Source organism: Zavarzinella sp. (assembly GCA_041399155.1).
GTDB lineage: Bacteria > Planctomycetota > Planctomycetia > Gemmatales > Gemmataceae > JAWKTI01.
Map to the genome: position 1 here is coordinate 392,443 of JAWKTI010000003.1, position 24,163 is coordinate 416,605.

Consider the following 24,163-nt stretch of genomic DNA (forward strand, 5'->3'; position numbering starts at 1 on the left):
CATGAGCAACGGACAGACGTTAGGTAACAGCGATATTGATGCCATCAAGAATGTGCAGAAGGCATTCCAGGAAATTAAGAATCAGCTAGCCCGCGTGATCGTGGGTCAGGACAAAGTAATTGAAGAATTGCTGATTGCCCTGTTCAGTCGAGGTCACTGCATTCTGGAAGGGGTGCCCGGTCTGGCAAAAACCTTGATGATTTCATCATTGGCCAAATCGCTGTCGCTCGATTTCAGCCGGATTCAGTTTACACCTGACCTGATGCCCGCCGACATCACTGGTACAGAAGTGATTGAAGAAAACCGTACAACTGGTGCACGCGAATTCAAATTCCTGCCCGGCCCATTGTTTGCCAACATGGTGCTGGCCGACGAAATTAACCGTACCCCACCGAAAACCCAGGCCGCACTGCTGGAAGCGATGCAGGAACGCCAGGTAACCGTGGGCCGTACTCGTCACAAACTGCAAAGCCCGTTCTTTGTGCTGGCTACCCAGAACCCGATTGAACAGGAAGGTACCTACCCACTGCCGGAAGCACAACAAGACCGCTTCATGTTCAAGATTTTCGTGAAGTATCCAAGTTTTGAAGAAGAAATGGAAATTGCCCGCCGCACCACCGCGTTAAATATGGATGAGCCTACTGCTGTGCTGACTGGTGAGCAGATCCTGGAACTGCAGGCACTGGTTCGCAAGGTGCCCGTGGCAGACGAAGTGATTAAATACACCGCGGTACTGGTGCGTCAAACCCGCATCTCGGAACCCGGTGCTCCCAAGTTCATTAAGGAATGGCTATCCTGGGGTGCTGGCCCACGTGCCGTGCAGAACCTGATTATCGCTGCCAAAGCACGGGCGTTGCTGTATGGTCGCGAAAATGTCTCCCACGAAGATATCCAGCAGGTAGCACTGCCAGTGATGCGTCACCGCGTTGCAGCCAACTTTACAGCGGCTTCGGAAGGTGTATCGACCGACCGCGTGATCCAGAAACTGCTGGATGAAACCCCCACCCGCATGGGCGATCTGGAACGCGATGAGCGGTTCCGCAAAATCTTTACTTCGTGATGATTGCCAGTTCGCTGGTTAAGTATTGTGTCGAAAACAGTGTGTTGATGGAATCGCAAGGTCTTGCACCGAGGTTGGTTTCAAGCGATGGCACCGAAAGAGCAGGAAGAAGCACGTCGGTTTTTTGATCCGAAAGTAATTTCCAGGATCAGCCGTTTAGATCTGCGTGCACGTCAGGTGGTAGAAGGGTTTATCTCCGGGATGCACCGCAGTCCGTTTTTCGGCCACTCGGTTGAATTTGCCCAGCACCGCGAATATGTTCGTGGGGATGACATCCGCCACCTGGACTGGAAAGTCTGGTCCAAGACCGATCGCTTTTACATCAAACAGTATGAAGCGGAAACCAACTTGCGTTGTAATGTGATCGTTGATGTGTCGGAATCGATGCATTACGGTCGCGGTGCGATGAACAAGTACGAGTATGCCTGCACCATCGGTGCCTCGATTGCGTATATGGCAGTCAAGCAACAGGATACCGTGGGGATGTTTGCATTCGATCAGGATGTGCGTGCCAATTTACCCGCCAAGTCCAGTCAGTTGCACCTGGATGCCATCGTTCAGACGTTGCACGTTTCCAAGCCACGCGACAAGACTGACATCCTGAAAATCCTGCGAAGGATTACGGAAAGCGTTGGCCCACGTGGGTTGATTGTGTTGATTTCCGATTGTTTTGTTGATCGGGAACCGCTTCTCAAAGGCCTGGAAATGCTGCGTTCACGCCGCCACGATGTGATGGTGTTTCACGTACTGGATGAAGAAGAAGTAACATTCCCATTCAGCGGCATGACCAAGTTTGAAGGGATGGAAGAAATGCCCGACCTGCTGTGCGATCCCAAGGCACTGCGGGATGGCTACCTGGAAGCCCTGGAAGAGTATCTGGTAGAAGTCCGTCGTGGATGCAGTCGACTTGGTGTAGATTATTCACTGGTCAACACCAGTGACTACCTGGATGCCATAATGTCGCGCTTTCTGCACCGACGTATTGCCTCCCGCGCTCAACAGGGCAAACAGACTTACGGCTAACAGTATTTGTGTGGTGATCGCGATACTTCATTAACATGAGCCGCACCCCACCTGGGGAATGGCGATACCGAACCAATAGATATCCATGCTTGCTTTGTTTTCAAACCCATTTGCGATGATTGCCGGTGTGTTGCTGATCAGCAGCCCGATCATCATCCATTTGATTAACCGAATGCGTTATAAACGTATTCGTTGGGCTGCGATGGAGTTTCTGCTGAAATCGCAGAAACGTGCCCGTCGCAAAATGATCATCGAACAACTGATTCTGTTGTTGCTTCGATGTCTTCTGGTGGCGCTGATGGGCCTGCTACTGGCACGCTTCATCGGGTGCGACAAAGCGGGCAATGAAGGGCAGAATACTTTCCACATTATTCTGATTGATGACACGCTCAGCATGTCGGATGAAATTCGCACGGAAGAAGGTCAGACACGCAAAGTATATGACCGTGCCAAAGTGCTGATTACCGATCAGATCCTGAAATCGGCCAACCAGGCTTCAAGCCCACAGTTTGTTACAGTGGTGCGGCTCTCGGAACTGAATGTTCCACGTCCTTTTGGGCGATTGAACAGCACAATCACTGAAGAAGTGGGAACATATCTGGCCCCACTGCAACCTACGTTGAAGCACATTGATCTGGTGGATGGTATTAAAGCAGCCCAGGCCCAGTTTAATGACGAAAAGAACATGCGTGGTGTGCTGCATATCATTTCCGATTTTCGCAATGCCGACTGGAGCGAGAAGAACAAAGAAGCTCTCAGCACCGCACTGGATGAATTGAACACCCAGGGGGTAGAAATTCATATGCTCGACTGCGTTTCGCCAGAACGCACCGAGCAGAATAAGTCACCACTGTCCAATGACAATCTGGCGATTGTAGAACTGATTCCCGATGCCCGAATTGTGGCACGTTATCAGCCAGTGGAATTCACTGTCAAAGTGCATAACTATTCCAACAGCGAAAAGAAAAATATCACCGTCCGCGTGCGAGTGAACGGTGCAGAACGTGCGGAAGGTCTGGTGAATATTCCCAGCGTGCCTCCGAATAATGATGCGATTGGTCGCTTTACGCTGGCATTTGAACGCACCGCAGCAGAAGAGAATGAAGAACTGATTGTGCTGCAACGCTACAACATGGTCAGTTGCCACCTGGAAGGTGAATCAAGTGGGCTGTCGGCAGACAACGTGCTTTATTCGGTGGTGGAAGTTCGCGATCGCGTGCCACTGCTGATTGTTGATAACTCGCCCAAAGACCGTGGTACCAAGCAGGCAGAATCGTACTTCCTGGAAACATTGTTCACCGCACCGATCCGCGGTTATGATGTGCAGTTAAAGAATGCCGTCGATCTGGATACACTCAATCTCAGCCAGTATGCAGCAATCTTCATCTGCGATACCCCACGACTGAGCCAGCAGGCGATTGCCAATCTGGAAAACTATACCCGCGCTGGCGGCGGTGTGGCCTTCTTCATGGGACCATCAATCCGCTCCGACAGTGTGCAGGAATACAACGAAAAACTCTATCGCGAAGGGAATGGCTTGTATCCGGTCCCACTCGAACGGGTGGTTGCGGATATTCCTGATGATCGCCGTGATGTGGAACGGCTCAAACTGAGTTTGACATTTAACAAAAAGTTACTGATCAAGAAAGACAGTCGCTACCACCCGGCATTGTCGAAGATCTACCGCGAAGCCGCAGGTGGCACCATTGCAGATGTTGAAGCGTACGAAAAATTCTTCAACTTTGTCGTGATTGATCGCTATGTCAAAGTGAACACGCGGGCAATGGCTGCTGGTCCCGGTGGGCCGGAAACGTTGGTTTATCTGGCCAATAACAAGCCAATCAAGGATTTTGAACCAGCGGTGCGATCTCTGACTGATAAACTGGCTGAAAAACTGACGAACGCCAGTGAATACCAGGATTATCTGGGACGTTTTCGTTCGGAATTGCGAACCTTGGCAGGTTCGGACCGTGACTTGTACGAACTGTCGATTGCATTGACAAATCTGCTGGAAGACACCGGGGATGAAACTGCCAAACGACCCAACCTGGTGAAGTTTTGGGAAATGGAAGACAATAAGCAGTTGGCCAGGGAATTTGCCGCACTGCGGGATGAAGTCACCTATGGCGACCCGCTCTATGTGACGCGTCGGTTTGGTAATGGTCGCGTGGTTGCCTTCATGGCGGGGGCCGGTTCCAACTGGAACGACCTGGAAGGTTTTGGTCGACCGTATTACCCACCGATGATGTTGACGATGAAAGATTATCTGGCAAGTGCCGGTACCGATACCGCACTGGTGCTGGGGCAGACACTGGATCTGGAACTGGATCAGACTAATTACGACAGCAAAGGTAAGCAGTATTTGCTGTCAGAAGATATCAAGAAAAATCAGACCACCTACAAGAGCCTGGGCGATATCTCTTTCAGCACGGGTGAAAGTAAAGGGAAAATCAATTTCACCTTTAATCAGGCTAATGAGCCCGGGGTGTATCTGTTTAAACTGTTCAGCAAGCAGACCAGTGCTGGTGGGGCACCCGATGCCGCACCCACACCGGTTTATCGAATGATCCCTTGTAATATTGATGTGGAACGGGAATCTGATTTACAACGTGCCAACAGTGACGATATTGCGATGATTGCCCCGAAGGCACTGTTACATTCTGCAAGTGATGATTCCTACGCCGAGGCATTAATGCGGAAGCGGAAGGATTTTTCCGAAAATCCCTGGATCTACTTCATCATTCTGATGGTGCTGGTGGCGGAACAGGCAATGGCAACACGCCTCAGCTATAACAGTCGCAGTGCAGAAGGGCCTCCTGCTGCACAGACCAAGCTGCCAGTTACCACAGATATTTAAGAAATTATTCAAGCCACGATTCTGCTATCAATCGTGGGGAAGGTGCAGGTGGTAGCTGGTGTTCCTGGAAATTTTCTGGCAGACTTCTGCCAGCGATATATAGGTTGAGTGATCCATATGAACGACCAGAACGTTCAAGTAGAATCCGAGTTTATCTTTCGTCGGCTTGCCGAAACCTTCAAGATTTACGGCAGCAAGTCGGAATACAGCGGCACCTGGTGGCTGTTGATTCTGGGCGTGGTGCTGTTCCTGGCGGTCGCATTCGTCATCATGAAATATATTCGTGATGCCCGCAGTGTCCGCTGGTACTGGGCAACGCCGCTGGCGATTCTCCGCCTCAGCGTTTATGCCATTCTGGCAATCATGTTTCTGCTCCCTGCGAAACAGGATTATGAGAAATCGGAAAAACGATCCCGCGTGATTATTGTGCTGGATGTTTCCGGTAGTATGGCAAATGTCAGCGATGATGTGACCACCTCCAACAGTTCAGCAAACCGCACCACCCGCTTGCAGAAAGTGGTTGATTTTCTGCTGGATGATGCCAACGGTTTCATGCAGAATCTTTCGGCAAAGAACCCCGTTTACATTTACCGCGTGGGTAGCAGGCTGGATGAAGAAGTACAAACTTTTGAACGCAATGCCAGCAATCAACTGGTGCCTGTGTACCGTGCAGTTGCTGCCGATGGCAGTGCCCGGCGGGTGCAGGGGAATGCCTGGACGAAAGAAGAATGGCGAGCCTTTGCCAGTTATGATTTTAAACCGTGGCTGACCAGAGGACTTTCGAACGAAGGGATTCAGCAGCTGGCAGCTACTGCTCAGTGGGACGGCGAGGCACCCGGCACTGCCGACTGGGCTCAACAATGGTTCGATGCCAAAGATGCTGCCATTCCCACCACACTGGCACCTGAAGACAAAGCCACGCTGGAACGCAACCGCGATAAGCTGATGGGCCGCATCGAAGTTTACAAAACAATTGGTTCTGCCACCAACATTCCGGATGGTGTCACCAATATTCTCAACCGCGAAGGTGGGAATATGGTCTACGGCATGATCATCTTCAGCGACGGCCAGAACAACTTTGGCGGTGGGGAAAACTCCATCAGCGATCTGCGATTACGTGCCAAGCGGGAGAAAGTTCCTGTCTTCACCGTGGGGATTGGTTCTCAGGAAAAAGTAATTTCCGTGCGAATCACCGATCTTTCCGCACCAGAACAAACCCCACCTGATGATCCCTTTAAGATTATTGTGGAAGTGGATGGCGATGGCCTGCTGGGCAAAAAAGCCCCGGTCAACCTGGAAGTGCTGGTACCTGGTGCCCCAGAACCAATTAAACTGCCATCCGAATTAGTTTACAAGCCGGGTGAACCACCCCATGGTACTGCCGAGTTTGTGATTGATCCGGCGAACGTGCCCGATGTCCTGCGTGCCAAAGATGAAGCGGCTTGCCCACCAATTCATTGCTGGAAGCCGACTGGTACCCGCGCCACCACACCCAGCGTCAAGGGAGAACGGTACGCCGAAAAGGAACACGTAACCGACTGGCAGATCCTGAAAGTGCAAAAACGCCCACTGCGAATCCTGTTGTGCTGCAGTGCACCCAACCGTGATTTCCAATTCTTGCTGACACAGTTAATTCGTGATAAAGCCGATCTCAGCGTGTTTGTACAAAACGATGGTGGGACCGGTGGCAAAATTAACCTGATGGAAGATGCAGAGCGTCAACTGACGAGATTCCCAGATAAGTTCTTCCTGGATGATGCTGCGGTGCCACCTGAAGACAAGTGGTACAATCTCAATCGTTACGATGCCATTATTTCTTTTGACCTCGACTGGACTGCCCTGACAGCAGAACAGATCCGCCTGGTCTTCAACTGGGTCAACACACAGGGTGGGGGACTGATGTTTGTGGCTGGTCACATCCACACGGAAGAAATTGTGCGGCCAGACCCAGAAAACAAGTTCAAGCCGCTGTTGAATATTCTTCCAGTCATTCCTGGTGACCCACAACTTGCAGCAGCACGTCGTGAAACGAACAAGCCATGGCGATTGGAATTCAAGAATATCGCTGGCGATATGGATTTTCTGAAGATCGATGATACCCTGCCGATTGAAGTTGCGTGGGAGCGTTACTTTACTGGTAACGACACACGCACCGATACCTCGCAGGTCATCCGTGGGTTCTACAACTACTTCCCGGTGGCAGACAAAAAGCCAGTTGCAACCACGATTGCTACATTCCCTGATCCTGATGCTATCAAACTGCCTGATGGCAGCAGCCCACCTTGGCTGGCTGTAATGAAGTACGGCGAAGGTCGCACCGCATGGGTGGGGAATCCAGAATTGTGGCGACTGCGTCGTTATAAGGCTGCCTACTCGGAACGATTCTGGACCAAGTTTACCCGTTATCTGTCGATCGCCCGGATGCGGAAGAAAACCAGTCGTGGTACCCCACTGTTTGGTGGCACGTATACGATCGATGGTCCATTATCGGTGCGTTTCAAACTGTTTGATGCCAATGCAGGCCCACTGGCACAAAACAGTGAACCTCGCGTGGTGTTGCGACCAATCAACCTCGAAAAATACCCACCGGAAATTGAACGACTGGTGGGCGAAGAGCAGATTGCTGCTGCCAAGGCCAAATACCATGATAAATTTGCCCAGGAAGTACGGATGTCTGCCCGCAAAGTACCTGATGCCACTCCCGATGCCTGGGATGGAATTTTTGAGCGTCGACTTCTACTGAACCCACAAAAGTTTGCTGCAGGTGTCTGGCGGGCCGAAGCGGAAGTGCCTGGCACCACCGAAATGCCGATTGGCAAATTTGTCATCAAGGAATCGAATCCGGAAGTGGATAACACCATGCCGAATTTCAAGGATTTGTATCTGTTAGCCTCTGATGTCAGCGAAGTGAAAAATAACGTGCAGGATCAGGCGGTATGGAATACCATCTCGTCTTCTGCAGGGAATGGTGCGGAAGGTCAACGCCTGACATTCCGGTTTACCGATGAAGAAGCAGTAAAGAAAATCCCGGATTGCATCAGCTCCAATGTGCAGACACTACGGAACAAAGGTGCCATCGAAGACTATTGGGATCGTGGCGTAACGCTTCCCAGCTTCATGACCAGCTGGATGACCGACAAGCCGATGCGGGTGGGCCTGATGCTCCTCATTGTGGTGGGACTGTTGTCGTTGGAATGGATGACCAGAAAACTATTAAAACTGGCGTAACTGCTGCCCTGTTAATTTGTAACCTTGTGACATTGTTCTTTCTTGATAGCCCGGGTAATTGATTCATTATGGCAACGACGAATTCAAATATTGGTGTCGATCCGAAAATTGCCGATCCATTGGGGAAACTCAAAGGGATTATCCGCCGTTACGTCACGATCGAAAGTTTTCTGGCGCTGGCACTGTTCGCAGTGGCCTGGTTCTGGATTGCAATGATGCTGGACTATGGTGTGTTCCAACTGTTCGCTTTCGACTGGGCAGTTGATGCCCACCGTGGCTTCCGAGTTGTCGCACTGATCATTGCTTCCGCATTCTTTCTGGCATTGCTGCTGACGAAGTTGTTTATTCGTCTGACTCGCGATTTTTCTCAGGAAAGTCTGGCGATGGTGCTGGAAAGACGGCACCCACAACTACTGGGGGATCGTCTGATTACCGCTGTGCAGTTAACTGATCTGAAAAAAGCTGCCAGCTATGGTTATTCGATCGAAATGATCAAGAAAACGATCGATGATGCTCGCGATCGGATTGATCAGGTTAATGTCAAGCAGGTATTCAACTGGAAACGCCTTTGGCGCCAGGCGTTTGTGTTCCTGGGTCTGTCCGTGGGGCTGTTTGTGCTGAGTGGGGTGGCGATCTGTGCCATCACACGCACCAAGCCAGCAGCGTTTGTGAACCGCTTTAATGATGTGTCTACAATTCTGGCAGAGCGTGATCTGTTTTTAAAGAAAACTCCCTGGCCACGGCGAGCCTATATTGAGGTAGTCAATTTTGAAGGTAATGAACGCCGAATCGGGCGGGATGCATCATCCCCACTGATTCAGGTGGCAGCCTATCAATGGGTGATCGCCGATGATACCAGTGATTTCGGCTGGCGACCACTGACTTGGGCCGATGTTTCGAGCAAACTTTCCCAGAAGGATGTTCCTGCACTGCCCCTGCAGGAGTTGCGGGATTCCCGCCAGGTGGTCACATTCGGCACGTTGTTGTTCGGTGCGTCCCACCCATTCAAAATGCCTGAAATTCCCCGCGATGTGGCTGAAGTGCCTGAAGATTCCGCTGCCTGGAAAGTGGATCGCGTGAAGCAGGTGTTTGTCGACAACGAACAAGTGAAGACGTTGCTGGCAGCGAAGCACGGCGAAACGCTGACAAAAATTGAAAGTATCTTTACCCAACTGGATCAGTTGGCAGCGAAATCCTCAATGACACGCACCCTGCGAAAGCTGGACATCCCCAAAGAAGTGGAATTGTTTTATAGTGGTGTCAAAACCAGTGTCGATATGAAGATGCGGCCAGAACAATACAACGAGTTCTCCGCCACCATGACCGATCTGAAGGAAAGCGTTGAGTTTTACACACGTGGGGAAAACTTTGATACACCCACGAGAAAAATTACGCTGGTACCGGCCCCTACACTGCAACTGTTCCAGCGGGATGAATACCACCCGGCGTACTTGTACCACAAGCCGCCATTTGTCGATCCGGCTGGCCTGCCTTCCGAAATGAAACCTTACGCCACCAATCCGCAGGTGTTGCAAGGCAAGAAACATCTGTTCAAAGATTTGAATATCTCACTGACCGGTGAAAAATCCCGAATTGATATCCCCGCTGGTACCGATCTGGTGCTGCGTGGCAAGGCCGACAAGCCACTAGTGGAAGCCGCCATCCTTCCCAAACAGGGTAAATTCCCTGGTAAAGCGGGCGAAGTGGAAAATCCCGATCCGATCCCACTGAAAATTGTGGATAATGGCTTCTCATTTACGTTTAATCAGGAAAATAACACCCAGATCACTCGGGAAACAGTTTTTGAACTGTTTCTGAAAGATACTGACAATGTCACCAGCAAACGGCTCGTGCAGGTCATTGTGGAAGAAGACCGCCCACCGGATGTGAATGTGGCGGTGGATATCATCCGCAAGGTGGGTGATGTCTATCTCTGCACTGCACGGGCGATTCTGCCGTTCACCAAAGACAGTAAGGTGCGGGACGACCGTGGCCTAAACCGTGTCGATATGGTTTACACCTATGCTGAAGTAGAACCGCAGGCAATTGTTAACCAGCGGGCCAGCACGGCTGCGTGGGTGCTGAACAATCTGCCCGCCATTCCCAATCACGGAAGCTGGATTTATGGTGTGGTGGCGTCTCAACAGGTGGCACCTTATGTGGGCTCCGAACGAACGGTCGTCAACAGTCGCGCTCCACTGGGTGCTTTTTCCGGTCCATATCAACGTAATGTGGGCCCCAGCATGGCAGAACTCGATAAACGTCTGACGTTACCACGCCCCCAGGGGCCAGACGATCAGATTTTGAAATCGGTGGAATTCCGAGGTTTGGAGCTTGATCCGGACCGTGCGTTTGACCTCGAGGTACATGCACCTGGTCTGGCACGGCGGGAAGAAAAGGATATCCAGCGGACTTACTTGCTGAATCTGGCCGTGGAAGCGGTCGACACCAATGTGGAAGGTGGCAAGCCAGGCACCACCCTGAATACCGAAACCTTTACCTTCAAAATTGTTTCTGATGGGGAATTGTTAACGGAAATCGGTCTGGAAGAACAAACGCTGGTGGACAAACTGGATGATGCGATTGCCCGCCTGCGAAAAGCAGATTCCGACTATCTGTCGATGGCCGCACGATTCAGTTCGTTATCAGGTGCGAATGCCGATTTCAGCCCGGAGAAGACCCGTTCTACTGGTATTCTGGAACTGATTGCCAAATCTCGCGATGTGGTGTCTGAAGTCAATACCGATTACTCCCGTCTGGCATTAGAGTATCGTGCGAATCGACTGCAGGACTCCTTGATTGCAGCGTTGACCGAAAAGGTGATTCGCCCACTCAATAGCAGCGTGTCAGAAGATTTCCCCAATTGTGAAGCTGCTGTGGGACGCATTTCACAGCAATTGTCTACCAATATCGCACCCAACGTTGAGGAATCCCGCAACGCTCAACTGACATTGACAACATTGATCAACAAGCTCGAAAATATCCGCCGCAGTATCCGAGAAGGTCAGGATTTGAAGAATATCCAAGCAGAAGCAGAACGTATTCGGGATGCATTGATTCGCGAAAGAAATGCTTATGCTACTTACGCAAAGGATTACCTGGATGGCCTCGAACAAATTCGTGTTCAGATTCCAAACGCAGCGGTTGCAGTTGTTTCTGGTGGTGAATTGAAAGTTTCGCTTACCACTATCGTGGGGGCTGCTTACCTGGGCAGTTACGAAGTGAAACTGGTGCCGACACCCGGCAGTGAAATTACCGTACCCGCCAGTGTGAAAGTGGACCCTGCCACCAACAAACTGGAATTTACGATCAAAGCAGGTTCGAAGAAGAGCACGGGCTTTTCGATTCGTCTGGTGCCGGACATCGGCCCCACCCCACCTCGTGAATTGAAAGTAATTGTGCAGTAATTCGAAGAACAAAGCGTGTAATCGATTGCAACTTCGCCCACAATTCAGAAAATGAGCGTTGCCATCTAATTCTGGTTGATATGGAATTTACCCCAGACCCAAATTTTTTCCGTTTCAGCAAGTACTCGCAATCCCACTACCTTGCTCTCGCCCAACTACAGGCAAATATGCTAAGATAGAAACTGGCGTTCTGGCGAGCCATTTACCCTCTGTCTGTCATACCTACCATCGCCGTTGGACAGCACGCATGCAAGCATCTCGTATTATCCTGTGGGCACCCTCAACTGCAGCAATGGTTTTTGCATTGTGTCTGTCTTTGACTTCCGATTGTCTGGCACAAAGCGGTAATGCTGGCACGAATGAGGCAGCGAATCGCGCGGATGCTGCGAAAACCTTCAAAGAAAAGGTGGGGCCTTTTGTTGATAAGTATTGCATTCGCTGTCATGGCACCCGACCCAAAGGTGGGGTCAATCTTCAATCGGCACTGAAAAATCCTGGCAGTGCGTCTTCGTTTGAACATTGGAAAAAGGCAGTTGCCAGCGTCAAAGTGCACGATATGCCACCGGAAGATGCAGGAAAAATCCCCACCGAAGCCGAGCGGGGGCAATTTCTCGAATGGATTGGCAAACTGAAATATTTGAGCCCGAAAGACCCGGGGCCTTTCGTGATCCGTCGGCTCACCAAAGCAGAATATGCCAATACGCTGCATGTATTGTATGGTGTGGACCAATCAATTGCCGACAGTCTGCCCGAAGAAGTCGTTGGTGCGGGATTTCTCAATACTATTTCCCCTCTGCAATCGGAGCAGTTTCTGAGCATTGCCAACAAGGTGATCGATCAGGTGATTGCCCCTGAGGGAAAAGAACCGACGGCAGTGCAAAAGCGACTGTTTGGCGAGTTACCGCTGAACGGAGCGAATCTGCGAGAGGAAGCCCGCCGAGTTGCCCGATCGTTGGCACGGCAAGCCTACCGTCGCCCAGCATCAGACGCAGAACTGGATGTGCTGGTAGGAGTATTCGACCTCGCCCGCGACAACAATCTGAGCTATACCGACTCGTTGGGCCTGATGTGGAAGGCGATTCTCGTCTCTCCCCAGTTCCTTTTCATCACCCCAGCCGGGGAAGTCGACTCGAAAGAGCCGATTGTGCCACTGGATGATTACCAATTAGCCTCCCGGCTTTCCTATATGCTGTGGTCTGCCCCACCGGACGCGGAATTGGCCGCACTGGCCGATCGAAAGCAATTGCATCAGCCGGGAGTGTTGCGGGCACAAGTAGAGCGACTGTTGAAGGAGGAACGGTCGCGGGCACTGTTCGATGGTTTTGGCAGCCAGTGGCTGGGTGTGGGTGACCTGGATCGGCAGGTGTTCGATCCGGAATTGTTTCCACAGATCACCCCCACACTCCGCAAGGCAATGGTCGAAGAGGCCCGCTTATTTTTTGAAAGTATTGTGCGGGAAAACCAAAGCGTGGTACGATTCATTGACAGTGATTACACTTTTCTGAATGAGCCACTCGCAAAACTGTACGGTCTGGACCAGAATGTCAAAGGCAGCGAAATGCGCCGGGTTAAGCTGGAAAATGCCAACCGTGGTGGTCTGTTGGGTATGCCTGCGATGCTGGCGACGACCTCTTTCCCCAACCGCACCAGCCCGGTTCGGCGCGGTGTGTGGGTGCTGGAGCAGGTGTTGGGCGAACGTGTTCCCCCACCCCCACCGAATGTGCCAGAACTTGCCGAACAGGATGGGAAGAAAATAAAGGGCTTAACGTTGCGGCAGCGAACCGAATTGCACCGCACCGAATCGACGTGTGCGAACTGCCACAAGGTTCTCGACCCGATTGGATTTGGTCTGGAAAATTTCGACGCAATTGGCCAATGGCGGGTGAAAGATGACGGCGGCCTCCCCATCGACTCAGTGGGGCAACTTCCGAATGGCAGCAGTTTCAACAGCCCAGCCGAATTGAAGAAACTGCTGGCAAAGCGAGAAGCAGATATTGCCCGAAATCTGACCGAACGGCTGCTGGCATATGCACTGGGGCGACAACTGGAAGGATATGACGAAATTGTCGTGGATCAGTTAATGGTTCCGATCGCCAAAGACAACTACCGCGTGCGGACGATTATTACCGAAGTCATCAATAGTTACTTATTTACTCATCGCAGAGTCAAAGGAGCAAAACCATGAATTTCCAGTCTCATGTCAATCGCCGTGCCATGCTCAAAGGAGTGGGGGTCTCGCTTGCTCTGCCGTTCATGGATTCCCTCGGGTGGGCTGCTGGTGGTAAAGGCAATCTGACGACAAAGCCACCTGTGCGGCTCGCCTTCATGTATATGCCCCACGGTGTCATTATGGACCAGTTCTGGCCCAAAAACCCAGAAACTTTCCTCAAAACACCACCACCAGCACTGGAATCACTTCGTCCGGTCATCGACCAATGCCTGCTGATGAAGGGTATTTCCGGCATTCCCATCAACCCATTCAATGGGGCACCACACGCACTGGAGCTGTCAACCTGGCTTACCGCACGACTTCCGGATCCAGATACACGCAGTAAGGTCAACATTGCCATTTCTGCTGACCAGATCATGGCGAACTATGTGGGCGGCCATACGTTGTTGCCTTCGCTGGAACTGGCGACGATGCCGCAGACCCATAAGGAAAATCAGGAGGGCCTGCACGAGGCTTATTATTCCCACTGCAGCTACCGCTCTCCCACGCAGGCAATGCCAGCAGAGATCGACCCACGCCGGGTGCTGAATCGCTTGTTTGGAAAAAGTGACAAACCCGGTAATTCTGCTCAGGCCAATCCACTCGACCGGAAAATGCTCGACCTGGTTCTCGGTGGGGCAAAAGATCTTCGGCGAAAACTGCCTGTTTACGACCAGCAGAAACTGGATGAATATCTCGATAGTGTGCGTTCCGTAGAACGGCGGATTGCGGCAATCGAAGATCGGCAGAAAGATGCAGCGATGGAAAAAGCTGGGGTTCGCAGCAGTAAGCGGTTCGATTCCGATTCTCCCCAGATTGAAATCAAAATTCCCGAAGGCGATAAGCGAAGTGAATATATGCAGGTGATGTGCGACCTGACCGTGCTCGCCTTCCAGACGGATACGACGCGGGTAAGCACCTACATTGGTTCCACACCGAATGGAGTATCCTATCCCGAACTGGGCTTCAGAGACGTCCATCATTCCCAGACCCACCACAACAACCAGAAAGAGATGGTGCGGAAAGTCGCGGCGATTACCAAGTTCAACATCGATCAGTTTGCCTACATGGTGAAAAAGATGGCCGGTCTGCGCGAAGGTGCGGGCACACTGCTCGACAATTCCATTATGATGTGGGGCTCCGGCCTGGAAGATGGCAATCGGCACACCCGTGCGAATCTTCCGTTTATCATCGCTGGCAAAGGTGGTGGTTCGATCAAGACTGGGCAGTTCTTAGCCACGACGAAGGGCAATCAGGGCGACTTGTTGATGACAATTCTGGCCTGTGCGGGGGTTCCGCTGGATCGGCCCATCGGTATTGGAACCAAACAGATCAAAGAAATGTTTGCCAATGGCTGATCAGTTACAGCACGTGGGATATCAATCCGATATATGAACACTTGTACGAATATTAAAAATGTTCCACGTGGAACACTGATATTCGTACGATAGTAAAAGTATCTGTTACCGATTGACTTCCATGATGGAATCCCCTGTGGTGGGGTGCTAAGATATTGATACAGGGGAATATCATGTGGCCGACAGAGGAAACGACGCACCAATTACTGGATCGGGCCAATGCGGGTGACGCGGGTGCTGTGGAACAGTTGCTGACAGAGTACCGCGAACCGTTACGACAAGTGATTCAGTTACGGCTGGACCCCGCCTTGCGAATCCGTGCCGATGCCAGCGATATTGTGCAGGATGTGATGGTCGAAGCCAACCTTCGACTGCGGGAATATCTGCAGAACCCGCGAATGCCCTTTCATTTGTGGTTACGGCACATGGCCCAGGACCGCATTATCGACACACACCGTCGTCATCGCGTGGCCCAACGCCGAAGCATTGATCGTGAACAGGCAATTGTGCGGCCAGCGTGGTCGGATCAGTCGTCGATTATGCTGGCCTCCCAATTGATCTGTGGGGATGCCACCCCCGCTTCGGAAGCAATTCAGCAGGAACTGCAGGCCCGCCTGGAGCAGGCACTATCTACTCTGAACGAAGAAGACCGCGATATCATTCTGATGCGGCACCACGAACAGTTATCCAACCAGGAAGTGGCAAAAATACTCGAACTCAGCGAGGCGGCAGCCTCAATGCGCTATCTGCGTGCGTTGCGAAAACTGCGTGCGGCCTTGCTTCCCACTGCCGATTCCAGCGAAAATCTCGGAAATGGCTAAGTTCATTGTGGGCAAAGTGCTTTATCAGAGTGCGCAAAGTGGCACCTGCTTCCAGCTGGTGACCATGGTAATTCAGGGGCAGGATGACGCTGCCACCATGTGCAATTCGAAACATTAATGAGTGTGTTCTCATAACCTCGGGAGTATCAACCATGCGCTGCTTTCTGCTGGTATTGTGCTGGGTAATAGGCACCAATGCCCTGGTGGCCCAGCCTGCCACAACCAAGTACGATTGGCCACAATTTTTGGGCCCCAATGGCGATAGCCAATCGCCCGAAACAGGAATTCTGACCCAATGGCCTGCGAACGGCCTGAAAATTCTGTGGGAAGCGGAAATGGGGCAGGGATTTGCCCCACCGGTCATCCAGGCGGGGAAATTATACCACTTCGACCGCTTTCGCGATACGAATCGACTGACCTGCCGAGATGCGATCACAGGCAAATCGCTTTGGAAATACGAATACGAGACCGATTACATTGATTCCTATGGCTATAGTCCGGGCCCACGTGCCTGTCCTGTAGTGGATGGTGAGCGTGTCTATTGTTATGGGCCGGAAGGGATGCTGGTGTGCCTGAAAAGCACAGATGGCACAGTCGTCTGGAGCAACGATACCCGCAAAAACTACCACTTTCAGCAGAACTTCTTTGGTGTGGGCAGCGTGCCACTAGTTTACCAGGATCTGTTGATTGTTGCCATCGGTGGCAGCCCCAAAGGAGAACGGGTCTTCGATCTTCGCGATGCCAAAGGCAACGGCACGGCCATTGTGGCGTTCGACAAGAAAACCGGCAAGGAAATCTACCGCTTTGGCAACGAATTAGCCTCATACGCCAGCCCCACTATTCGCAAAATCGCCGACAAAGATGTGGGACTCTATTTCGCTCGAGGTGGGTTGGTGCTGTTCGATCCCAAAACTGGAAAAGAACTGACTTCCTTCCCCTGGCGTGCGGAAATTCTGGAAAGCGTCAATGCCAGTAACCCCACGGTAGTGGGCAGCCAGATCCTGCTGACGGAATGCTACGGCCCAGGAGGGGTGCTGCTCGATTATCAGCAGAACAAGTTAAAGGTGCTCTGGTCCGATGTGGAAAAAGATCGCGATGAAAAAAGTCTGCGGTGCCACTGGAACACTCCCGTTCACCGCGATGGCTATGTGTATGGTTCCAGCGGCAGGCACGAAAACGAAGCCACCTTACGGTGCGTGCGATGGAAAGACGGTGAAGTGATGTGGGAGAAAAAAGGCCTCTCTCGCACGTCGCTTTTGTGGATTGATGGCCATTTCCTTTGCCTTTCCGAACGCAGCGAACTGATTTTGTTCAAAGAAAACCATCAGAAGTATCAGGAAATAGCCGTCTGGAAAACAGATCTTGATTACCCGGCATGGGCCGCACCCATTGTGTGTAACGGCATCCTGTACTTACGTGGTGCGGATCGTTTAATTGCCTGCGAAATCATGAAAAAGCGATGAGAAAATGACTAATGAGGAGATTCTGGAGATCCTGCAGACCCGCCTGGATGCAATTAATAAAACAATTGCACAATCGTGCGAGCGATCTGGCCGCACCCCAGATCAGGTGCTGGTGGTTGCGGTAACCAAGACGGTGCCAGCACGGGTGGTTAAATTACTCCACCAGCTTGGGGTAAAGCATTTTGGCGAAAGTCGCCCACAAGTGCTTATTCAGAAAGCAGTTGCGGCTGAATGAGTCGCACATTCACTGGCATATGATCGGTCATCTGCAGCGGAACAAAGTGGCCGATCTGCTCCCCCACGTGGGCTGGATTCATAGTCTGGATTCAGAACGCCTGCTGGCCGAAGTAGGCAAGCAGGCCACCCACCAGCAACGATCGATCGAAGGTTTCCTGCAGATCAATATCAGCAATGAAGAACAGAAGCATGGTTTTTCGCCCGAAACTTTCGCAGAAATGAGCCCAGACCAAACCCCACCTGGGGTACGAATTTTGGGCCTGATGGGAATGGCTGCTTATACGGAAGATGCCGAGGAAATCCGCCCCACCTTTCGTGCCTTGCGACAATTGTTTGAAAAACATGCCCCACGCTGGCGTGCTGCGGGCCACCCATTTGACCAGTTATCCATGGGCATGTCCGGCGATTTCGCAGTGGCTATTGAAGAAGGCGCTACCACTGTCAGGATTGGCTCCCTGCTGCTGGAAGGCTTGAAAGAAGGATGAGATGTTGTCAGAGCCTTTCCTGCACTCCAGATCAAGTGGCATTATTTTCATCGTAATAATCCCGCTGGAACAAGATTTTTCTGCCAAATGTACACTACTTCCTTAGTAGGGTGATCGCTATTTTGCAAAAATTATCAAAATTTCCGTAAATTTCGTAAGTCACTATTTGAAATAAACTTACGATGACAAATTTCAGTGATTTTCACTTTCAATCTGAACGAAATTGCATTTTTTTTAAAGGAAGGATATATTATATTTGCATGGATTTACGTTCATGCTTCGATTATAGGCGGTTGAAAGTCAGGCCAAAGCGGGAAACTAACAGCCATCGCCCTGAAAAATGAATTTTATTTCATTTTTGATGGAATTCTGTCTGCGATTTCGCTAATGGAGTGTACGGAGAATTTTCATGACCGAAGAAGTACTTTTTCAGCAGTTGGTGCTGATGCCCGAAAGTGAACGTGGGCCATTTATGGATCGCTATTGTCCTGAACCACAATTGCGGGCACGCATGGAAGCACTGTTGCGTGCTGATGCAGACTTTTCAATTGGCACCCCACCCGAACAGACCTCTGGTATGCCCGACCCGGAACTGACTGGAACGCTGCCCGTCCTCCAGGAGATCGACTTTGCCGGGGTACTTATTGCAGGCAGATACAAGCTGTTGCAACAAATTGGTGAAGGAGGCATGGGCACGGTTTGGATGGCCGAACAATCAACCCCGGTCAAACGGAGAGTGGCCGTTAAACTGATTCGTGTGGAACGTGGCCAATCAAAAACGATCCTGGCACGCTTTGAAGCGGAACGCCAGGCAATTGCTTTGATGGATCACCCACATATTGCCAAGTTGCTGGATGCGGGCACCACGGAACTTGGGATGCCGTTTTTTGTGATGGAATTGGTTAAAGGAATTCCATTGAACGAGTATTGCGACCAACACCGCCTGACAGTAATTGACAGGCTTCGCTTGTTTATTCCTATATGCGAAGCCGTACAGCACGCACACCAGAAGGGGATTATTCACCGTGATTTAAAACCTTCGAATATTCTCGTCGAATCCCATGATGGGAAAGCGGTGCCGAAGGTGATCGATTTTGGCCTGGCGAAAGCCACTAACGGCATGCAATTATCGGACAAAACACTTTTCACTGGATTCGGCAGTGTTCTGGGCACGCCGTTATACATGGCACCAGAGCAGGCCACGTTTAATGCGATTGATATCGATACACGAGTGGATATTTATTCGCTTGGCATCATCCTTTATGAATTGCTGACGGGTAATACGCCCATCACGCGGGAAACTCTGAAGAAGATCGCATTGGAAGAGATGTTGCGAATGATTCGGGAGTTAGAAGCTCCGACACCCAGTTCAAGGCTAAGCTCCGCAGATAATTCACCTACGGTGGCAGTGAATCGACAGATTGAGCTACAGAAACTGGGACGAATGGTGAAAGGAGAGCTCGATTGGATTGTGCTAAAAGCACTGGCAAAGGATCGGGAACGACGGTATGAATCTGCAACTTCTTTTGCCCATGACATCGAGCGATACCTGCAACATGAACCAATTACGGCAGGGCCACCCAGCAAGTCATATCGTCTGAAAAAGTTTATTCGGCGAAATCGCAGTAGCGTGTTTGCAGGTCTGGCGATCTGCCTGACCTTACTTATTGGCATGCTTGGCACCGTTTTTGGATTGATGGAAGCGAAGCGCCAGGCCAGCAGAGCCCAGCAGAGTGCAACTATTGCCAGCAATGCTGCGAAAGAAGAACGACTGGCGAAAAATGCAGAATCGCAACAACGCATTCTGGCCCAGGAACGATTAAGTGAAGTGCAAGCCTCCAGGCGGGAGCTTCAGCAGACGTTATACGAATCCCAGTTATTAACATTGAACGATAGGTGGAATGGTAAAGATATATCAATTGCTCGCGATCTATTACAGGAAATGATTCCCCAGGGTGATGCTCAGAATCTCATAGGGATGGAGTGGCATTACTTTAACAATCTGATCAATGGCAATCAGGCGAAAACGATCTACCCGGAAGTTGATGGGCATCCAATGTATGCTTTGCCAGAATTATATGATGAAGGCCGCATCATGTTTTTTCGCCAGAATATGCCAAATGGATACTATTTTGAGGGGCGATCTTATGAAACAGCAACGGGACAACCATTGCTGGGTTTCCAGCCCATTTCTGGTCGCTACCGTACCCGACAAGGTTTGAACTTCTTTGCCCACCTGGGGAACTGGCGACACGAAAACACACTGATGCTCCAGCAATTGGATGATGCCCCCCAGGGAAAACTACCCCATGGATTCGATTTTTCATTGCCTGCAGGTCGAGAGCCATTTGCAATATACGATGTTCGCACTGGATTCAAAAAGAGTGAGCTTGCCCAAGTATCACTTGATCCTGCGCTGATACGTGACGGCTGGTTCATTGACCATGGAGTCAATTGTGAATTTCAGACATACCAGCCTGCACACCGTTTTCGTAGTAACTATTTCTTTGAAAAATCACTCCGTGCAACTGTAATCTCACGAAAACAACAAGTAAAGGAGGAATCAAATGGAAAATGGGAAAGCAGAATTTTCATAACACATTTAGAATCCGGCAAGAAAATTCAATTATTCGAACCAGTACCCAATCAACTGATCGGTTTCGAGTTTGATCCCAAAGGGGAACTCATACTGACGATGCATCGGCAGCATAATGCACCTAATAAACTGATCATCTGGGAGATTGCTACTGGTAAGCAACGGTGGAGTATCGTCAAGAAATTCAGTAAGGCTCGATTTAAATATGAGCGCGTATTTGTGGAAATGGAAGCTGCAAACAAGGAATCTGCTCTCATTCAATATGACAACAAGACTGGACAGCAACTAGAGCCAATAAATATACAAGCAATTTACGGCGAACCGATTGAGCACCCACGCTGGAAAGTAAGAATCAATGGCAACCGGGTGGAATTATTGCATCCATTGACACAACAGCTTTGGAAAAAGATCCATGTAGATGATGAAATATTGACGGCTTCATTTCAGGATAATGGCCAGCGGTTGGTCATTGTAGAAATGCCGAACAACGGTGGCGTTCGAACCACTATCTGGCATCTTCTGGATGATCAGGTCCATGAACGGACTCGTCCGTACTCAAAAGAAGATAATCAGAAATTGTTCAACGACTTGAACAAATTAGATCCCAGAACAAGTGTCTGGGCAAATCGTACAACCGCAGTTGGTATGTGGCAATTTCAGGGAGGTGCTGCGCGTACCGCTAACGATAACGATCCACCTGGTCCAGGTGTGTACCGACTGAGCAACATCAAAACAAACACCACTAGGGAAATTAAACTCCCTAAAGCAATCCTCTCCCGATATGCGACTTTGTCTGATTTTCCCATAGGCCCTGGAAATGATTTATCAAATGCAGCCATTCATCCTGGTGGGAGATTTGTAGCAATTCCTTGTTGGCTTCCTGATGAAGCACCTAATCGCATTTTTGCTATTCTGGATTTTTCCGAATTAACTTGTCGATACATAGAGTTGTCGAAGAATGAAGTCTATGAATATAAGATATTAAATTTTCATGAAACAAAGCCGATTCTCTTCTATATCACGAGTAACCAGAATCGGCAATTGCATGCATTTGATATGTTAGCACATCAGCAACTTTGGCAGCAAAAGTTGTCGAACATGTTCTCATTCAGACAATCTCCTGATGGGAAATGCCTGGCATTTTCTTCTAATCTATCTGATGAAACGGTACTGTTCGATTCTGACACCGGCAAATTAATTCAGTTGCTGCCTGCCGGACCGAATCTGTCAGGTTCTATTAATCACGATTTCATGGCATGGTCGGCAGATAGCAGTAAATTATTCTGGGCAAATAAAGGGCATATTTACTGTTGGAACCATCAAGGTGAGGTGCTGCACCACAGACAGGATGCCTTCCCAGGCGAGTGGGTGGTTGCTGGTATCGATCTTTCACCAAAGAATGATTATATTGCACTGAAATTGAAGGAGACAAACCCCGAAGCACACTACCTTGGGTTGTTCAAAACAGATGGTTTGACTTCCTGCACGGCAGAACCTTACCGCTTAAAAACAAGCTTTCAATGCCTGTTTCATCCAACAGAACGTCGCTTACTGGTAAATCGTTCTACAGAGACCAGAACACAGCCAAATACACTGATCATCTGGGATTATCCACGTGGTAAACCATTGGTACAAATTGCGATACCCACAGGCACCTTGCAGTTTTCTAACGATACAAACCAGCTTTATGTGACAGGCACCGATAGAACAATGGTGCTGGACTTCAGCAAATTTATTGCAACCAAGGAACCACCCCGCCCACCAATCAACAGGAAGTTGCTGCCTGTATACAGTTTCGGTTTAAATCGTCAGTTGACAATTTTTGGGCCACTGAACAACGTCTCAGTATATCGCACGAATCCAACCCGAGCATCACATTTTGCAGATATTGCATTGGCTGCAAATGGTATTGAAGCTGTCATTGCCTGGAAAAAAGTGATTCAGCTTGATCCCCACTTTGCTTCGTTACATTTTGAATACGGGTGTTCTTTGTTGGCAATTGGACAGCAATTAAAGGCTGAACAAGCCTTTCGACGTGCTATCGAGCTAGATATAGATTGTTACCCAGCTTACCTTGGGTTGGCTTACATCAAGCAAGAAGCTAATCAGTACGATCAGGCTATTGATACTCTCCAACATCTATTAAAAGTGCGACCTTGTTCTGCAAAAGTATTATATGAGTTAGGAAAAATTTATTTCAAGATGAATGATTTGGAGCGTGCGAGAATCCATTTTAAAGAAAGTTTGGATACAATACAGAATCAATTCAGTTATCCACTTGACTATGATTTACCAGATAATGTATCCAAAGACTTGTTCATGGTGCTTGCAAAGCTCCATGATTATCAGCAGTTAGAAATCGTTGCAGAAAAGTCTGTTTCCTTAAAGAAGTTTTTTCGAGAAGGCCATATTTGGAAGTCAATTGCATACGACTTGCAAGGAAAAGAGACCGAAGCAAGTGATTACTTGTCTACACATTCCGGCAGCATCCTGCCTTTCACAACCAAATCGGACGCTCTTTACGCACGTGGTGGAATCTATTGGCAGCAGTTGAGAATGCTCGATCGTGCTGAGGCCGATTATCGCGAAGTTCTTCGATTGTCGCCAATGAATGAGATGGCCCACAATGATCTCGGGTGCGTCTTACGGGATCAGGGTAAGTACGATGAAGCACTCAATCATTTTGATCAAGCCACGAATTTAAACAAGTCTCTCTGGTTCCCCTATCGCAATCGGGCCTACATTTTCAAATATCAGAACAAGTACGATCTCGCAGTCAAAAATTTCCGTGAAGCGGTGAAATTGCGCCCCAATAATTCGCATGATGTCACTAACCTTGCACTCTGTTTGCAACGGCTTGGCCAGCCTGAAGAAGGGATCAAGCTACTTCAATCATTTGTGCCACTTGCAGATACCATGGACCCCAAAATTTCAGCCACTATGTGGATATATAATTCTGCCTGTCTGGCTGCCTTAGGCGGTACCAGAAATGTTGAACCAATTACCCCAGGGGTCACTCGTAGTCAATTACGCACCCAGGCCCTCAGCATCCTCGAAGAACAACTCCAGGATTATCGTCAGCGATTCAGTGCCAATCCGGAACTCGAGAGAGCAATGATATCTGCCGAAACGACCCACTGGTTGAAAGATGCAGATTTAGCGGGAGTGCGACATCCCCTGGCACTGTTTCAGCTCCCCACAGACGAGCGTCAAGCCTGGCTTAACTTCTGGGCAAAGGTGGGCAAGTTTCAGCAGGAATTCACAAAATGATGATCCGTTACGGTAAAATGGCGAAACTGCACAATTCAGGCAGAAGTGTAATCGATTGTTGAATCGGTTCTGTCATGCACCTTCACCCGCTTGCCGGAATTGCCCTTGCTTTTCCTGTTCAAACGGTTATTGGCAACCAGAACCGATGT

At 50.0% G+C, this 24,163-nt stretch carries 12 protein-coding genes; all 12 read left to right on the forward strand.

From position 1 onward, the window contains the following. Position 1: 1 nt before the first annotated feature. Positions 2–1,060, forward strand: a complete 1,059-nt coding sequence (locus R3B84_15820; GenBank protein MEZ6142033.1) for a MoxR family ATPase — start codon at positions 2–4, stop codon at positions 1,058–1,060. A gap of 63 nt (positions 1,061–1,123) precedes the next feature. Next, positions 1,124–2,083 carry a DUF58 domain-containing protein gene (locus tag R3B84_15825; protein MEZ6142034.1) on the forward strand — a complete coding sequence of 320 codons (960 nt, stop codon included), beginning with the start codon at positions 1,124–1,126 and terminating at the stop codon, positions 2,081–2,083. Between the two features lie 85 nt (positions 2,084–2,168). Next, positions 2,169–4,940, forward strand: a complete 2,772-nt coding sequence (locus tag R3B84_15830) for a BatA domain-containing protein (GenBank protein MEZ6142035.1) — start codon at positions 2,169–2,171, stop codon at positions 4,938–4,940. A 117-nt stretch (positions 4,941–5,057) separates the two neighbouring features. Next, positions 5,058–8,168, forward strand: coding sequence for a hypothetical protein (locus R3B84_15835; protein MEZ6142036.1), 3,111 nt, complete (start codon positions 5,058–5,060; stop codon positions 8,166–8,168). A 68-nt stretch (positions 8,169–8,236) separates the two neighbouring features. Further along, on the forward strand, positions 8,237–11,575 hold the full coding sequence (locus tag R3B84_15840) for a hypothetical protein (GenBank protein MEZ6142037.1): 3,339 nt from the start codon (positions 8,237–8,239) through the stop codon (positions 11,573–11,575). A gap of 247 nt (positions 11,576–11,822) precedes the next feature. Continuing rightward, positions 11,823–13,760, forward strand: coding sequence for a DUF1592 domain-containing protein (locus R3B84_15845; protein ID MEZ6142038.1), 1,938 nt, complete (start codon positions 11,823–11,825; stop codon positions 13,758–13,760). Beyond that, positions 13,757–15,142 carry a DUF1552 domain-containing protein gene (locus R3B84_15850; protein ID MEZ6142039.1) on the forward strand — a complete coding sequence of 462 codons (1,386 nt, stop codon included), beginning with the start codon at positions 13,757–13,759 and terminating at the stop codon, positions 15,140–15,142. The genes R3B84_15845 and R3B84_15850 overlap by 4 nt, the downstream gene beginning before the upstream one ends. Before the next feature lie 173 nt (positions 15,143–15,315). Then, the gene (locus tag R3B84_15855) at positions 15,316–15,963 is read left to right on the forward strand and encodes a sigma-70 family RNA polymerase sigma factor (GenBank protein ID MEZ6142040.1); all 648 of its coding nucleotides are present in this window, start codon (positions 15,316–15,318) and stop codon (positions 15,961–15,963) included. Positions 15,964–16,115: 152 nt separating this feature from the next. Beyond that, the gene (locus tag R3B84_15860) at positions 16,116–17,426 is read left to right on the forward strand and encodes a PQQ-binding-like beta-propeller repeat protein (protein ID MEZ6142041.1); all 1,311 of its coding nucleotides are present in this window, start codon (positions 16,116–16,118) and stop codon (positions 17,424–17,426) included. Between the two features lie 4 nt (positions 17,427–17,430). Next, entirely contained in the window at positions 17,431–17,661 is a 231-nt protein-coding gene (locus tag R3B84_15865; protein MEZ6142042.1) for a hypothetical protein, read from the forward strand. A 19-nt stretch (positions 17,662–17,680) separates the two neighbouring features. Beyond that, on the forward strand, positions 17,681–18,148 hold the full coding sequence (locus tag R3B84_15870; GenBank protein ID MEZ6142043.1) for a YggS family pyridoxal phosphate-dependent enzyme: 468 nt from the start codon (positions 17,681–17,683) through the stop codon (positions 18,146–18,148). A gap of 409 nt (positions 18,149–18,557) precedes the next feature. Next, positions 18,558–24,014 (forward strand): protein kinase, encoded by a 5,457-nt coding sequence (locus tag R3B84_15875; GenBank protein MEZ6142044.1) that lies wholly within the window; start codon positions 18,558–18,560, stop codon positions 24,012–24,014. The last annotated feature ends 149 nt before the right edge of the window (positions 24,015–24,163 follow it).